Annotated in this window: 13 protein-coding genes; 6 read left to right on the forward strand and 7 right to left on the reverse strand. The window is 73.0% G+C overall.

Annotation, left to right across the window (positions count from 1 at the left end):
* The first annotated feature begins 204 nt into the window (after positions 1-204).
* Both JS756_RS00995 and JS756_RS01000 read left to right on the forward strand, forming a co-directional pair.
* Positions 205-1,062, forward strand: a complete 858-nt coding sequence (locus JS756_RS00995) for an AAA family ATPase (protein ID WP_205380938.1) — start codon at positions 205-207, stop codon at positions 1,060-1,062.
* Positions 1,059-2,438, forward strand: coding sequence for a VWA domain-containing protein (locus tag JS756_RS01000; RefSeq protein ID WP_240203087.1), 1,380 nt, complete (start codon positions 1,059-1,061; stop codon positions 2,436-2,438). Before JS756_RS00995 ends, JS756_RS01000 begins: the two co-directional genes overlap by 4 nt.
* A gap of 40 nt (positions 2,439-2,478) precedes the next feature.
* Here the strand turns inward: JS756_RS01000 and JS756_RS01005 are convergent, their stop codons facing one another.
* From JS756_RS01005 to JS756_RS01020, 4 genes are all read right to left on the reverse strand, one after another.
* Positions 2,479-2,853, reverse strand: coding sequence for a cupin domain-containing protein (locus tag JS756_RS01005; protein WP_205380939.1), 375 nt, complete (start codon positions 2,851-2,853; stop codon positions 2,479-2,481).
* A gap of 149 nt (positions 2,854-3,002) precedes the next feature.
* On the reverse strand, positions 3,003-3,977 hold the full coding sequence (locus tag JS756_RS01010; RefSeq protein WP_205380940.1) for a pyridoxal-phosphate dependent enzyme: 975 nt from the start codon (positions 3,975-3,977) through the stop codon (positions 3,003-3,005).
* The gene (locus JS756_RS01015) at positions 3,974-4,666 is read right to left on the reverse strand and encodes a helix-turn-helix transcriptional regulator (protein WP_205381277.1); all 693 of its coding nucleotides are present in this window, start codon (positions 4,664-4,666) and stop codon (positions 3,974-3,976) included. Before JS756_RS01015 ends, JS756_RS01010 begins: the two co-directional genes overlap by 4 nt.
* A 192-nt stretch (positions 4,667-4,858) precedes the next feature.
* Positions 4,859-5,311, reverse strand: coding sequence for a flavodoxin family protein (locus JS756_RS01020; RefSeq protein WP_205380941.1), 453 nt, complete (start codon positions 5,309-5,311; stop codon positions 4,859-4,861).
* Positions 5,312-5,399: 88 nt separating this feature from the next.
* Here JS756_RS01020 and JS756_RS01025 point away from each other — a divergent pair, with 88 nt between their 5' ends.
* Positions 5,400-5,852, forward strand: a complete 453-nt coding sequence (locus JS756_RS01025; protein ID WP_205380942.1) for a YbhB/YbcL family Raf kinase inhibitor-like protein — start codon at positions 5,400-5,402, stop codon at positions 5,850-5,852.
* A gap of 106 nt (positions 5,853-5,958) precedes the next feature.
* On the opposite strand, the gene JS756_RS01030 is transcribed toward JS756_RS01025, so the two are convergent.
* Positions 5,959-6,612 carry a phosphoribosyltransferase gene (locus JS756_RS01030; RefSeq protein WP_205380943.1) on the reverse strand — a complete coding sequence of 218 codons (654 nt, stop codon included), beginning with the start codon at positions 6,610-6,612 and terminating at the stop codon, positions 5,959-5,961.
* Positions 6,613-6,722: 110 nt separating this feature from the next.
* The gene (locus JS756_RS01035) at positions 6,723-7,394 is read right to left on the reverse strand and encodes a dienelactone hydrolase family protein (RefSeq protein WP_205380944.1); all 672 of its coding nucleotides are present in this window, start codon (positions 7,392-7,394) and stop codon (positions 6,723-6,725) included.
* A gap of 646 nt (positions 7,395-8,040) precedes the next feature.
* Here JS756_RS01035 and JS756_RS01040 point away from each other — a divergent pair.
* From JS756_RS01040 to JS756_RS01050, 3 genes are all read left to right on the forward strand, one after another.
* On the forward strand, positions 8,041-9,390 hold the full coding sequence (locus JS756_RS01040; protein ID WP_205380945.1) for a cation:proton antiporter domain-containing protein: 1,350 nt from the start codon (positions 8,041-8,043) through the stop codon (positions 9,388-9,390).
* A gap of 290 nt (positions 9,391-9,680) precedes the next feature.
* The gene (locus tag JS756_RS01045) at positions 9,681-10,760 is read left to right on the forward strand and encodes an ATP-binding protein (protein ID WP_205380946.1); all 1,080 of its coding nucleotides are present in this window, start codon (positions 9,681-9,683) and stop codon (positions 10,758-10,760) included.
* A complete protein-coding gene (locus JS756_RS01050) occupies positions 10,757-13,045 on the forward strand; it encodes a hypothetical protein (RefSeq protein WP_205380947.1) in 2,289 nt (762 codons plus the stop codon). The genes JS756_RS01045 and JS756_RS01050 overlap by 4 nt, the downstream gene beginning before the upstream one ends.
* Here the strand turns inward: JS756_RS01050 and JS756_RS01055 are convergent.
* On the reverse strand, positions 13,020-13,994 hold the full coding sequence (locus JS756_RS01055) for a hypothetical protein (RefSeq protein ID WP_205380948.1): 975 nt from the start codon (positions 13,992-13,994) through the stop codon (positions 13,020-13,022). The genes JS756_RS01050 and JS756_RS01055 overlap by 26 nt on opposite strands.
* Positions 13,995-14,035 lie beyond the last annotated feature (41 nt).

Genomic DNA, 14,035 nt, shown 5'->3' on the forward strand with positions numbered 1-14,035 from the left:
ACGCGGCCGGTGCGGCCCCTGTGCCCGTGCGAGGCGGCCGGGGCGGGGGACGGCGGGCGAGCCGCGGACGGGGGCCGGACGGGGGCGGCGGGCCCGCCGCCCCAGAGATCGACGGAAAGCTACTGACAAGCGTGGTGAACAAGCGCTTAGATAGTAGGACCGCACGTGGCGGCCCCGTTCCGCCCTCGACCGCCGGAGGCGCACTTGTTCACGTCCGTCGACGATGTCTCGGCCCGCCTCGCCGAGACCGGCTATCTGGCGTCCCCGGCCGTGGCCACCACCGTCTTCCTCGCCGACCGGCTGGGCAAGCCACTCCTGGTGGAAGGCCCCGCGGGAGTCGGCAAGACCGAACTGGCCAAGGCAGTCGCCGAGGTCGCCGGCGCCCGGCTGGTGCGGCTGCAGTGCTACGAGGGCGTGGACGAGGCGCGGGCCCTGTACGAGTGGAACCACGCCAAGCAGCTGCTGCGCATCAGCGCCGGGCGCGACGAGACCTGGGACGAGACCCGCCACGACATCTTCAGCGAGGAGTTCCTGCTCCCCCGCCCCCTGCTGACGGCGATCCGCGGCGACGACCCGAAGGTGCTGCTCATCGACGAGACCGACAAGGCCGACGTCGAGGTGGAGGGCCTGCTGCTCGAGGTGCTCAGCGACTTCCAGGTGACCGTTCCGGAGCTCGGTACGGTCACGGCGACCCGGCGGCCGTTCGTCGTACTGACCTCCAACGCGGGCCGGGAGCTGTCCGAGGCGCTGCGCCGCCGCTGCCTGTTCCTGCACATCGGCTTCCCCGACGAGGAACTGGAGCGGCGGATCGTCCGCCTGAAGGTGCCCGGCCTGGAGGAGGCGCTGGCCGCGTCGGTGGTGCGCGTGGTCGGCGCGCTGCGGGCGATGGACCTGCGCAAGGCACCGTCGGTCGCCGAGACCGTCGACTGGGCGCGGACCCTGCTGGCCCTCGGCGCCGACACGCTCGACGAGGCGGTCGTACGGGACACGCTGGGCGTGCTGCTCAAGCACCAGGACGATGTCCTGAAGGCGGCGGCCAAACTGGATCTGAGCTCCGTATGACCGGCAAGGCGGACGACATGACCGGTGGGACGGACGTCGCGTCGCGGCTGACCGGGTTCGTCGCCGCGCTGCGCGACCACGGCGTGCGCATCGGCACCGGTGAGACGGTGGACGCGGCCGAGGCCGTGCGGGTGCTGGGGTTGGCAGACCGGGAGCTGCTGCGTGAGGGGCTCGCCGCCACGCTGCTGCACACCACCGGGCAGCGGCAGCTGTTCGACGCGGTGTTCGGCCTGTACTTCCCACAGGGCGTCGGAGCGCCGGGCGGGGACGCGGCCGGGCGCGAGGAGCTGCGCGAGCGGCTGGCGGAGGCCCTGGCCGCGGACGACAGCGCCCTCATGGGACGGCTGGCGATCGAGGCCGTCGACGGTCTGGGCGGATACGGGGGTGCGCCGGGAGCGGGCGGCTGGTCGTCGTACCAGACCCTGGAGCGGCTCCGCCCGCAGACGCTGCTCGCGCGGGTCCGCGACGACGTGCGGGCGCGGGGCGGCGGCGGAGGCTTCGCCGAGCGGCTGCTCGACGACGAGATCCGCCGTCGCATCGAGGTGTTCCGGGGGCAGGTCGCCGCGGAGGCGCGCCGGCGGGTGGCCGAGCGGCGGGGGCGCGACGAGATCGCCCGCCGTGCGGTCGCGCCGTCCGCCGACCGGGTGGACTTCCTGTACGCGGGCCGGGAGCGGCTGGCGGAGCTGCGCCGGACGGTCCAGCCGCTCGCCCGCACCCTGGCCACACGGCTGGCCGCCCGCCGCCGGAGGGCCGCTCGCGGCACGATCGATCTGCGGCGCACACTGCGCGGCTCGTTGTCGACGGGGGGTGTGCCGGTCCGTCCGGTCCTGCGTCGGCGCCGTCCCGCGCGGCCCGAACTGGTCCTGCTGTGCGACGTGTCGGGGTCGGTCGCGGGCTTCTCGGACTTCACGATGCTGCTGGTGCAGGCGCTGCACGACCAGTTCAGCAAGGTGCGGGTGTTCGGCTTCGTCAACCGGCTCGACGAGGTGACCGGGTTGCTGGTGCACGGCGCGGCGGACGCCGCGGGGCTCGGTGCGCGCATCCGGGCCGAGGCCCGGCTCACGGGCTGGCACGACAGCAGCGACTACGGCACGGCGCTGGGCGAGTTCACCGAGCGATACGGCGCCGCGGTGGGGCCGCGGACCACCGTGTTCGTGCTCGGGGACGCCAGGACCAACATGGCGGATCCGAACCTTCCGGCGCTGCGGTGGATCGCCGGGCAGGCCCGCCACGTCCACTGGCTGAACCCCGAGCCCCGCGCTCTGTGGGGCACGGGCGACTCGGCCGCGCCCGAGTACGCCGAGCTGGTGGCGATGCACGAGTGCCGCAACGCCCGCCAACTCGGCGCTCTGGTGGGCCGGTTGCTGCCCGTGTGAGACCCGGCGGGCTGGGCGGGCGCCGCCGGGGTCGGCCGGGTCAGCCAGGCCGGTCCTCCTCCGCCTTGGCGTACTCCTTCGCGGTCTGCCCCTCGAAGTCGAAGGCGATGACCTGCTCGTCACCCACGACCCACGCGTCGTGTCCGGGCGGGCACACGAAGACGTCGCCGGGGCCGATCTCCGCTTCGGCGCCATCGTCCATGCGGATGTGCATGCGGCCCTGCGCGATGTAGCCGTTGTGGTTCATCTGACAGCTTTCCGTGCCCGCGATCGGTCCCACGGCCTCGGACCAGCGCCAGCCCGGCTCGAAGGTTCCGACGGCGAAGTCGCACCCGGTCAGATGGACGGCTTCGAGGTGGCCGTGGGGAAAGTCCCTCCGCTCGTCCGGTTTGTCGAGCGTCTTCACTTCCAGCATGACACTCCTCCCTTCCGCCGCGTGCGCCACGGCCGGGGCCGTCCTCCGTCTCCCTGCGGCGCAGGTGTCACCGGCGGGGTCCGTGCCCCACGGCACCATCGTGCGCGCGCCCCTTCAAGAGCACCAACGGGTACCGGCCGCGAGCACGATCACTGCGGGGATCCGCAGAGCAGGCCGAAGCGTTCTGCGTCGATGTTCCCGCCGGACAGGATCAGGCCGACACGGCGTGGCAGCGGTCCGGCGCGGCCCGCGAGGAGGACCGCCAGCGGGGTGGCTCCGCTCGGTTCGAGGACGATCTTCAGCCGCTCGAAGGCGAACTTCATCGCGGCGCGGATCTCGTCGTCGCTCACCAGCGCGATCTCGTCGACGAGGCGCCGGTTCACGGAGAACGTGAGTTCACCGGGGATCTCCAGGGCCTGGCCGTCGGCGATGGTGCGCGGCACCGGGACCGCGACGCGGCGGCCCGCCGCCAGGGAGCGCCGGGTGTCGTCACCCGCCTCCGGCTCCACGCCGATCATGCGGATCCCTGAGCGCAGTCCCTTGGCGACCGTGGCGCTGCCCGCCATCAGCCCGCCCCCGCCGACCGGCACCACCAGTGCGTCCAGCTCCCCCACCTCCTCCAGGAGTTCGAGGGCGGCCGTGCCCTGCCCGGCCATGATGTGCGGGTGCTCGTAGGGCGGGATGAGGGTGAGGCCCCGCTCGGCGGCCAGGGCGCCGGCGATGGCGACGCGGTCGCCGCTGTAGCGGTCGTAGGACACGACCTCCGCGCCGTAGCCCTCGGTGGCGGCCCGCTTGGCGCGCGGCGCGTCCTCGGGCATGACGATGACGGCGGTGGTGCCGAGTTCGCGGGCGACCAGCGCGACCGCCTGGGCGTGGTTGCCGGAGGAGTAGGCGGCGATGCCGCGCGCGAGCTGCTCCGGGGCCAGGCGGGAAGCCGCGTTGTAGGCGCCGCGGAACTTGAAGGCGCCCATGCGCTGGAAGTTCTCGCACTTGAGGAACACCTCGGCGCCCACGAGCGCGTCCAGGGTGCGGGAGCGTACGACGGGGGTGCGGTGGACGGCGCCCTTGATCCGAGCGGCGGCGTCGCGCACGTCGTCGAGGGTGAGCGGCGGTGCGGTGGTCACGGTCGGTCTCCCTCGGGAGTGGGACGGGCGGCGGTGGCTCTGGCCTGGGAGAGGTAGTGGTAGGCGGACGCGCGGGAGATGCCGAGGCGTCCGGCGACCTGTTCGACGGCGCGGCGCACCGCGAAGACGCCGTGCTCGTCCAGGCTGCGGAAGAGCGCGAGGCGGCGCTCCCGGTCCAGCGCGGCCCAGCTGCGCTCCTGGCCGTGCAGACGGGTGTCGACGAGGGCTCCGACGACCGCGCCGACGTCGTTCCCGAAGGTCGTGACGGGCTCCTCGGCCGTCGCAGCCGCAGCTCCGGCGAGGGCGCCGAGGAGTGTGTGGGCCCGGTCGACGGCGGTGACGTCGACATTGACGCACAGGGCTCCGAACACCGCGCCGGAGGAGTCGCGCAGGACGATCGTGGAGGACTTCACCAGCCGGCCGTCGCCGGTGCGGGTGCGGTGGTGCAGCTCGTCGGCCGCGTCGTCGCCGCGGGCGAGGACGCGCATGCCGATCTCGCTCATGGCCCCGCCGACCGCGCGGCCGGTGACCGAGCCCGCGACCGCGGTCACCGACGCCTCGGGGGTGCGGTAGTCGTGCAGGACGACCTCGCACAGCGGACCGAAGGTCGCCGCGATGCCGTTCACGATCGGGCGCAGCGCGCCGAGGATCGCATCGCGCTCGGCCTGCGTCGCGGGCCGCTCGGACATCCGCCCCTCCTCCTGCACCGTGCCGGGATCCGGACCGCTGGTCTGCCGCACCGCTGGACTGTTGGTCCATGGCCTGGACACATGATCCAAACAGAACGGTCCGCCGAGGGCAAGGGGCAGGTGGAGAGGCCGGCCGGCGCGGGTACCGGTCCGGTGTCGTGCCGGTGGTGGTGCCGTGCCGGAGGTGGGCGGTCAGTCCATCAGTCCCGCTGCCACCGTCGCACCCAACTCCCAACAGGCCTCGGTGACGTCCTTGCCCGGCGTGCCGGTCGCGGTCACCGGGTCGGCGGCGCGCCGCCAGCCCAGACCGGTGGTGATCGACTCGATGCCGCGGACGGCACCCGTGACGTCGTTGCCGCCGTGGACGTAGAACCCGAAGGGCCGGCCCCGGGTGGAGTCCAGGCACGGGTAGTACACCTGGTCGAAGAAGTGCTTGAGCGCGCCGGACATGTAGCCGAGGTTCGCCGGAGTGCCCAGCAGGTACCCGTCGGCCTCCAGCACGTCGGAGGCGGTGGCGGCGAGCGCGGCCCGCCGGGCCAGCCGCACGCCCTCGATCTCGGGGGCGCTCGCTCCCGAGACGACGGCCTCGAACAGCGCCTGGCAGTTCGGGGACGGTGTGTGATGCACGATCAGCAAGGTGGCCACGGGCCACCACCCTGCCGGTGGGAGCGCACCTGCCGCAAGCCGGGCCGCCCGCGTGCATGCCCGCCGGACGTCGGGGTACCCCGGGCGCATGTCCGGTATCGAACTCAGCAGCAGCGCCTTCGGCGACCACGCCACGGTTCCCCGCCGGTACGCGTTGGAGGGCGAGAACGAGTCCCCTCCGCTGACCTGGTCAGGCGTGCCGGACGGCACGGCCGAGCTGGTCCTGCTGTGCGAGGACCCCGACGCCCCGTCGGGCACCTTCGTGCACTGGGTCGTCGTCGGCATCGACCCCCACGCCGGGGGCGCGCCCGCGGGCGGCGACCCGCAGGGCGGCACCGGTCTCGTCAACGGCTACGGCCGACGCGGCTGGGGCGGGCCGCATCCGCCTCCCGGCGACGAGGCCCACCGGTACTACTTCCGCCTGTACGCCCTCTCCGAGCCGTGCGTCCTGCCCGACGCGCCCGCGGCCGGCCAGGTGCACGAGGCGGTCGAGCGGGGGCAGCTGGCGAGCGGCACCCTGGTGGGCCTCTACCGGCGCTGAGGCGGCCCGGCCCGGCCGGCCCGCGGGCCAGGCACCGCCCCCTCCGACCGGCGCCCCTCTGCGCTCGCCGGCGGGACGGAGCCGCCTCGGGGCCCGGGGTGACGCGTCAGGCCCGGACCGGTGCGGCGCGCAGGGCCCGCAGCACATCGTCGTCCGAGACCTGCTCGAAGTCCTCGTACCAGAGGCCGACGGCCCTGAAGTCGGGCGGCATGGACAGGCAGACGAGATCGTCCACCTCGGGGCGCAGCGACCGCGCCGCCTCCGGAGAGGAGACCGGCACCGCCAGGACGACATGCTCGGGGGCGCTGCGGCGCACGGCGCGCAGGGCGGCGCGCGCGGTCGCGCCGGTGGCGAGGCCGTCGTCGACGACGATCGCCGTCCGGCCCGACAGATCCGCTGCCGGGCGGCCCTCCCGGTAGAGCCGCTCGCGGCGGCGCAACTCGGCGCGCTCCCGCTCCACGACGGGGGCGAGATCGGCCTCGTTCAGACCCAGCAGATCCAGGCTCTGCCGGTCGTACAGCGGCGGTTCGTCGCCCGCGAGGGCGCCGACGCCCAGCTCCGGCTGGAAGGGGGCGCCGATCTTGCGGGCGACCAGCACGTCGAGAGGGGCCCGCAGCTCGCGGGCGACCTCCAGGGCGACGGTGACTCCGCCGCGCGGCAGTGCCAGGACCACCGGGTGAGGCAGGGCGCCGCTGTCGTACAGGGCGCGCAGCGGCACCGCGAGTTCCCGTCCGGCCTCCTGGCGATCCCGGAAGCGCATGGCTCAGCCCTCCTTCGGCAGGGGCCGCCGACGCCGTCCGGACCGCTGCCGGGCACCCGCCCGGAAGACGCGTCACGGTCCGGCCGTGCCCCGGGGCCCGGGCAGGGCGGTCACCCGCCGCGCGTCACCTGCTGCGCGGCGGCCAGCCGGTCCAGGCACCAGGTGCGTGTCGTCTCGGCCACCTCCTCCAGTGTGCCCGGCTCCTCGAACAGGTGACTCGCGCCGGAGACGATCCGCAGTTCGTGGGGGGCGTGCAGGGCGCGGGCGGCGGCCTCGTTGAGCCGCAGCACCTCCGGGTCGTGGCCGCCGACCAGCAGCAGCACCGGGGCTCGGACCTCCGGCAGCGCGTCGGCGGCGAGGTCGGGCCGACCTCCGCGGGACACCACCGTGAGGACGCCGTCCGGGTGCTCGGCCGCCGCCACCAGAGCCGCCGCCGCTCCGGTACTGGCCCCGAACAGGGCGACGGGCAGGTCACGGGTGGCGGGCTCGGTCAGCAGCCAGTCGAGCGCGCCCGTCAGGCGCCAGCCGAGCAGGCCGATGTCGAAGCGGAGCTCGGCGGTGACCCGGTCGCGGACTTCCTCCGCCTCGGTGAGCAGGTCGATCAGGAGGGTCCCGAGGCCGCCGCCGCGCAGCCGTTCGGCGACCATCCTGTTGCGGGGGCTGTGCCGGGAACTGCCGCTGCCGTGTGCGAACAGCACCACCGCCCCGGCTCGCTCCGGCACCTCCAGGTCGCCGACGAGGACCGCGTCACCGGCGGGCACCTGGACCGTTCGGGAGATCATGACACTCCCCTTCCGGGGTCGGATCGCGTCCGGGCACGGCGCACGCCCGAGCGCCCTGTGCGGGCCTCCAGTACCCGTCGCGCGCAGGTGGAAACGTTTGCGCCCTTTCCGCTGCTTTCTCGCCGGAACACCATGGAAAGGGGGGCCGAAGTATGCTGTCGGCCATGTGCCCCGGAGCGTCCGGCGTAATCGCCGCGCGGGAAGGGCACGTTGCGCATCATGCTCCCCTCGGGCGCGATGGGACGCAGCAGTGCACTGCCCGAGCGGCAGCTGTCCGGTTACGCTGAAATCGGCGCCTGTCGGGTGGGGAGCTCGGCTCCGGGGGGGGTGAGGCGTTGCCTGTTCAACCGTATTCCGACGCGTATCTCGACACAGTGGCCGGCGGTCGTGCGGACGTCGATCGCGGCACCGGTCGCCGGGGCGTCGGCGATGCCGCACACGCCGCCCGCCACGACACCCGGGCGGACACACAGCACGACACCCGTGTGGACACTCGGGTCGACGCGCATGTTGACGCATATGTGGCGGACGGGGTCCCCGAGTACGGCATGATGGGCGCTCCGCGCCGCCGCGCCACCGCATCCTGCGGGCCCCGGCCCCCGGCCGCGCGACCGGAGCCGATTCGAGGGCGAACGGAGCGTCGGCCTTGGGACTGAACCCGCTGCGTGGCAGCACCCGGCTCGGCCTGCCGCGCGTCGTCGTCGGCGCCGGGGCCGCGGTCTGCCTCGGTCTGGTGGCGGGCGCCGTCTGGCGGCCCGACACGTTCATCGGCAATCCCGGGTACGGCTACACCGCCCTGCTGCTCCTGTCGATCGGTCTCTACGGCAGCACGCACGACATCGATCTGTCCGAGGTCAGAGGATCCTTACGCGTCGTGGTGGTCGCCGTCACCGTCGGCGTCGTCCTCAAGGCGACGCTGATCGCGGCGGTGATGGTGCTCGCCTTCCACCGCACCGAGTACCTCGTGCTCGGTATCGCCGTGGCCCAGATCGACCCGCTGTCGGTGGCGGCCATGCAGGACAACGAGCGGGTCACACCACGCGCCAAGGCGATCCTGTCGATCTGGGCGTCGTTCGACGACCCCATGACGGTCCTGCTCACCGTCTACTTCTCCGCCCTCGCCCTGCGCATGGGGGCCGTCGGCAACCCCTCCGGGTCGGTGGCCTCGGACACCGCGGACGTCTTCGGCAACCTGCTGCTGAACCTGCTGCTCTTCGGGGCTGTGGTCCTGCTGTGGACGCTGGTGCGTGTGCGACGGCTGCTGCGGCGGCGCCGGGCCGCGCCCGGCACCGCGGGAGCGCCCACCGCCGCCCTGGCGGGGTTACCGGACCGGCCCCGCCACGTCGACGTGGTGGCGCTGGTGCTGGTCGTCGTGCTCGTGGCGGTCGCCGCGTCCACCACGCTGGTCCTCGCCGTGGCGCTGGCCGGACTGGTGGTCCGCCTGGGCCGCTTCGCGCCCGCCCTGGAGGGCGCGGTGACGTTCGCCTTCCTCGCCGCCTCCGCCCTGCTCGGGGCGGTGCTGTCCGGCGGCATCGACTTCTACCAGGGGCTCGTCCTCGGCGTGGCCGCCTTCGCAGCGCAGTTCCTGGTCACCCTGCTGATCGGCCGACTGCTGGTGCGGCCCCGGCTGAGCCGGGCGGACCGCGCCCACCTGGGCCTGGGCCAGCAGAACGGCATCACTGCGATCACCCTGGCCCTGACCCTGGAGTCGACGTTCCCCGACACCGTCGCCGCCGTCGGGCCGGCCATCGTGACGGTCAACCTCCTGCACTACGGCTTCCAGTGGGCCCGCGCCGACACCTGGAGCTGGGCGGCGGTGCGCGCCCGGGTACCGGCCCGGGCGCGGCGCGCCCGTGTGGGCCTGTCCTGGTCCTCCCTGTCCCCGACCGCCCCCGAGGATGTGCCGCACGGTCTCGGCGCGCCGGAACCGGAGCTGGGCGCGGATCCGGACCCGGGCGGGATGAGTACGCCGTCCCCCGAACGGGGATCGCCCTGAAGAGGGAAGCGGGACGGGACCGCGCGGGCCTGTCGCGGACGTCCCGACATGAAGTGAATGCCAGTCATGAATCGTATGCGACACGGAGGTTCGTCCTCAGGGGGAAGATGTGACACAGCATCGGAAAGCCGCGGGCGGTACCGGCCCGCGCCACGGCGTGGCGGGAGGTCCGCACCACCGCCCGCCACCGCTCCGGCAGCGGATGCCGGACGCACCGCACGACCATCACCACCACCGGGCAGCCCTCGCGGACAGGCCTCCCGGAGCACCAGTACGGGGGGACACGTACCATGCCGCACACCAGCTGCAGCCTGTTCGGAACGCCTCCCGAAGACGGCGTCGCGCCCTGGCCCACCTATGTGCCGCTCGCACCCTGGTTCATCCACGGGCACGAGACGCTGTGGGTCGACATCGACTCCACCCCTGAGGCGCTGAAGACCTTCCGGGAGAGGCTGAGGCCCATGGCGCACGGGATCCGGCCGGGCAGTGAGGGACACGGGCACCTGGTCGTGGTGAGCGGATTGTCCGGGACCGGCAAGAGCAGTCTGCTGCACCTGTGTGTGCACGAGCTCGTGCAGATGCTCGACGTCGCGGCCGACCGCGGAGCACACAAGCAGAACGGCGACGGATCGACCGCCGGTCACAACCCGCTGTGGAGCCGCCGCGCCCCCGCACGGTCGACCTGCATCGTCGGGCTGGACGGCAGCGGCAACGACGGCCACGGCATCGGCTCGCCTCCGGGCAGAACCCCTGAGACGTCCCAGTTCGAGATGGTGATCGAGCGCGTCGTCGAGGTGGTCGCCACGGAACTGGGCCAGGGCCCCGGCTTCTCCTCCGCGCATCCCGATCCGTTCCTGGCCTGGCGGGCCCTGACGGACATACTGGAGGCACGGGACCGGCGGCTCGTCGTCATCGTGCCGCACATCCAGTGGAACGACGCGGAGCTGAGCCGCATGTTCCTGCGGTTCTGCTACGACCGGTGCAGCCGAGGCGTCGTCTTCTTCGTCGAGACGACCAACACCGAGGTCGCGAAGGATCTCCTGCCCTTCACGGAGCGGGAACGCAAGAGCATCACCCACCTGCGGACCACGCACCTGCAGGCCGGGGACTGGGCGAAGTACCTCGAAGTCTGGATGGAACAGGACGGCGTGCCCGCCCCGACGGTCGCCATCGACGACGACGTCCTGGACTTCCAGCCCGACGCCTGGGCGCTGGCCAGCATCTCCACGCTCCAGGACTGCCTGCGCCGGGTCGTCGAGGAGGCGCTGCAGGAGAACGCGGGTCATCTGCGCCGACAGCACGTGGCCCACTGGTTCGAGGCGCACCGGCCCAGCCCGGACGATTTCAAACGGAGAGGACCGACGCGATGAGCTCCGCCCCCCTCCCCTTCTCCGAGGAGAACCCCTTCCGGGACAGCACGAGCGTCCAGTTGGAGGGGTTCGGCGACACCACGCAGATCGGTGCGGGCCCACCTCGCCCGCGGGTCGACGTGCCCGGTCAGACCAGTGCGTGGTTCATGAGCCACGTGGAGCGATACCTCCGCCACGACGGTCCGCCCCAGACGCGGGGCCGGGCCCTCGCCCTGGTCGGCGAGTTCGGGCTCGGCAAGAGCCATCTCGCCGAGCGGGCCACCGCGGCCCTCAGGGCGCACATGCCCGCTCCGCCGGTGTGGGTGATCGCCCAGCCGTCCCTGGACATGGACGCCGTCTTCCGGTACCGGTTGATGAGCCCGCGCGACGACTACGACGCCTTCGTCGACTTCGAGCAGGCGATCACCGACTACTACGCCGACGTCACCGCGGAGCTGCTGGAGGCCGACAGCACCGGGCGGCTCGGCCCCGCCCGGGACGAGTTCCTGCGCGGCCTGCGCGAGCGGCGGCTGGACCCGGACAAGATCGCGCGGGCCTTCGACGTCGACGAGGAGCGGATCCACCGCCATCTGCGCCAGCACCTTCGGGGCATCACCGACCACCGCGCCTTCGCCACCGCCCTCGCGCTGCTCGTCAACGACCTCCACCAGAACGAGGCGATGGCCTGGCTGTCGGGCGACGAGCCCACGGCGTACCTGAGGGAACGGGGCGTCTCCGCACCGATCCGGGGCATCCAGGGCGTCTTCGACGCGCTGTCGGTGTTCAGTCTGGTGTACGGCCAGAGCGGGCGGCCCTACGCCCTGGTCCTGGACGAACTCGACAAGACCACCCAATGGCCCGCACTCGAACGCGCCCTGTTCAGCGACGCGTTCGAGATGCTCGTCCAGCGCTACGTCAACCAGGGCGGTCTGCTGGTGTTCTGCGTCCGCCCGGAGCTGTGGGGCAGGCTGCCGCTGTCACTGCACGAGCGGGTGCTGCCCCTGTGGCTGGACAGCTGGGCGCGCCCGGAGACGCAGAGCCTGATCTCACGTCACATCCACCGCGGAGCCGAGCCCCCGCCCCCAGGCGACCCGTACGCCCCGTTCACCGAGGACGCCGTGGACGAGATCGTGCTGCAGTCCGACGGGGTGCCGCGGCAGATCCTGCAGATCTGCGCCGGGGCCTGGGAACGGGCGGCGGCCGCCGGGGGCCGCCCGGCGGAGATCGGTGTGGAGGCGGTGCGCGAGGCCCTCCGCACGGCCCACCAGAAACGGCCGATGGCCGAGGTGGCGCACCGGTTGGAGAACGTGCTGGCGCGCCGGCAGTGGTGGCACCACCTGGCTCCGACGGGCCTGAAGGACGTGCCCCATCCGGCCGGGGCGGGCGAGCCGCGCTGGATCCAGGTGACGCGGAAGGCGTGGATCGCCCTGCTGGCGGTGCCGTCGGTCCTCACCCGCGCCGACGTGGCCTCCGCGGTGTCCTTCGCCTCCCGGGTGCGGGACGTCCTGGGGCCGGACGACTCCGAGATCCTCGTGATCGTCAACGGCCACGCCTGCCGCAAGCGGCGCAACGCGATCGCCGAGGCGACCGGCGTGGTGCCCCTGGTGTTCGACAACCCCCACTTCGAGCGGATGCTGCTGGACAGCGTCGACAGCCTGATCACCCGGCTGCGTGCCAATCAGCGCAACACCGTCCTGACGGAGATGCGGGACCGGCTGGACGGGCTCGCCACGCAGCAGAACACCATGCTCGGCCGGCTGGAGTTCGTCCAGCGAGCGGTCGAGCATCCCCGGTTGTCGGCGCCGCTGCCCGCTCCGGCCGGGGCCGAGCAGCGGGTGCCGCTGCCGGTGCGCGAACCGTTCCGGCGTGTCCAGGAGACGCTCGACCGGCTGCTGGAGGACGGTGTCGGGCAGCGCCCCCGGCTCGGTGCCGCCGCCACGGGCGAGGGGCAGCGGCTGCCGCTGGCCCGCCGGTCCGCCATCGCCCGCGACGATCTCGAACAGATGGGCGCTCTGGTGCACGCCCGTCGGTTGGTGGAGGCGTTCCGGGAGGCGATCGCGCACTGGTGGGAGGGCGGCACCGGGCGGGTCGGACGCGGCAGCGACGAACTGTTCGCCATCTGCCGAAGCTTCGAGATCTCCGTGGAGGTGCTGCCCCGGATCGAGACGGTCGAGGGCACGCCGCCCGTCGCCCTCCGGCCGGGTGGGCGTGGCGGTGGGAGCGTGGAGACGCTGCTGGCCGATGTCGCCGACGAGGTGCTGCGGTTGCTGCGGCCGGAGGTCAGTGACGGCGCATATCACGGATGAGGTCGCCGAGCCGCTCCTCGGCGACGTGCACCTGCCTCTGCCGCGCGGTGACGCCGACGACGAAGTCGCCTGCGGCGGGATCGAGCCAGTGCAGGTAGAACGCGCCCTGCTGGACGTCGAGTACGAGCCGTTCCACCGGGTCGGGGGTGACCGGTTCCAGGATCTCCGTGAGGTCGGTCAGCCATGAGTTGAGCCGGAAGACGAGGTCGCGGTACATCGCCCGGCGGTTCTGGGCGGGCACGGCGATCAGGGCCTCGCTGAGGGCGCTGTGCTCGAAGCAGTCCCCGGCGCACACCGGCGACCAGGCGCGGTAGTAGGCGGCGTAGTGCAGGTCGTACGGGTTGAGGTGGCGCTGCCAGACACCCCGTAGCCGGTTCTCCTCGTCCTTGTCGCGGGTCGTGGCCTGCACGGTCAGCGGGACGTGTTCGGTCAGCATCCGCTTGACCTGGTTGTGGTCGCCGCCGGGGTACTCGTTGCCCTGGTCCCAGTGTCCGGTCCGCAGACCGGTGGTCATCTTGTTCACGGCGGTGTCCATCGCGTCGCTCTCCACCCCCGTCCTGGCTATGCCGACCACGTACTGGCCGTCGCGCAGCCGCGAGTACTGCATGCCGCCGGAGCGCGTGACAGCCAGGACCCGCATCAGTTCGCCGGTCCTCAGCTGCCGCATGGTGTCGTCCGCCTCCAGGGCCCAGCGCACGAACCGCTGCGCGGGCTGTCCCTCGACCTCGACCTCGTCGTCCCAGGGCAGCGCGCCCGGGAACGGAACGGCGCTGGCGGCCCGGACGGTGAAATCGACGGTGTTGTCGGTGAGATGGGTCAGCGACCGGATGCCGGAACAGGCCGCCGCGGTGTCCCGGCATGCCTCGATCACCTGGTCGTAGCCCCGGCCGGCATGCGGCGCGACCAGGGTCTTCAGACCGCTCGCCGCTTCGTCGGCGTCCTGCTTCATCTTTTCGCACGCTCCTTTCGGCCCGCGACGGACCGGTGCGC

Origin of the sequence: Streptomyces actuosus, from assembly GCF_016921115.1 — a bacterium.
Taxonomy (GTDB): domain Bacteria; phylum Actinomycetota; class Actinomycetes; order Streptomycetales; family Streptomycetaceae; genus Streptomyces; species Streptomyces actuosus_A.

What these genes read in the sequence shown, in the direction of transcription:
- JS756_RS01000 (WP_240203087.1), top strand. Translation starts at nt 1,059, where the DNA reads ATGACCGGCAAGGCGGACGACATGACCGGTGGGACGGACGTCGCGTCG.
- JS756_RS01045 (WP_205380946.1), top strand. Translation starts at nt 9,681, where the DNA reads ATGCCGCACACCAGCTGCAGCCTGTTCGGAACGCCTCCCGAAGACGGC.
- JS756_RS01015 (WP_205381277.1), bottom strand. Translation starts at nt 4,666, where the DNA reads ATGTCCGAGCGGCCCGCGACGCAGGCCGAGCGCGATGCGATCCTCGGC.
- JS756_RS01025 (WP_205380942.1), top strand. Translation starts at nt 5,400, where the DNA reads ATGTCCGGTATCGAACTCAGCAGCAGCGCCTTCGGCGACCACGCCACG.
- JS756_RS01035 (WP_205380944.1), bottom strand. Translation starts at nt 7,394, where the DNA reads ATGATCTCCCGAACGGTCCAGGTGCCCGCCGGTGACGCGGTCCTCGTC.
- JS756_RS01005 (WP_205380939.1), bottom strand. Translation starts at nt 2,853, where the DNA reads ATGCTGGAAGTGAAGACGCTCGACAAACCGGACGAGCGGAGGGACTTT.
- JS756_RS01050 (WP_205380947.1), top strand. Translation starts at nt 10,757, where the DNA reads ATGAGCTCCGCCCCCCTCCCCTTCTCCGAGGAGAACCCCTTCCGGGAC.
- JS756_RS01030 (WP_205380943.1), bottom strand. Translation starts at nt 6,612, where the DNA reads ATGCGCTTCCGGGATCGCCAGGAGGCCGGACGGGAACTCGCGGTGCCG.
- JS756_RS01055 (WP_205380948.1), bottom strand. Translation starts at nt 13,994, where the DNA reads ATGAAGCAGGACGCCGACGAAGCGGCGAGCGGTCTGAAGACCCTGGTC.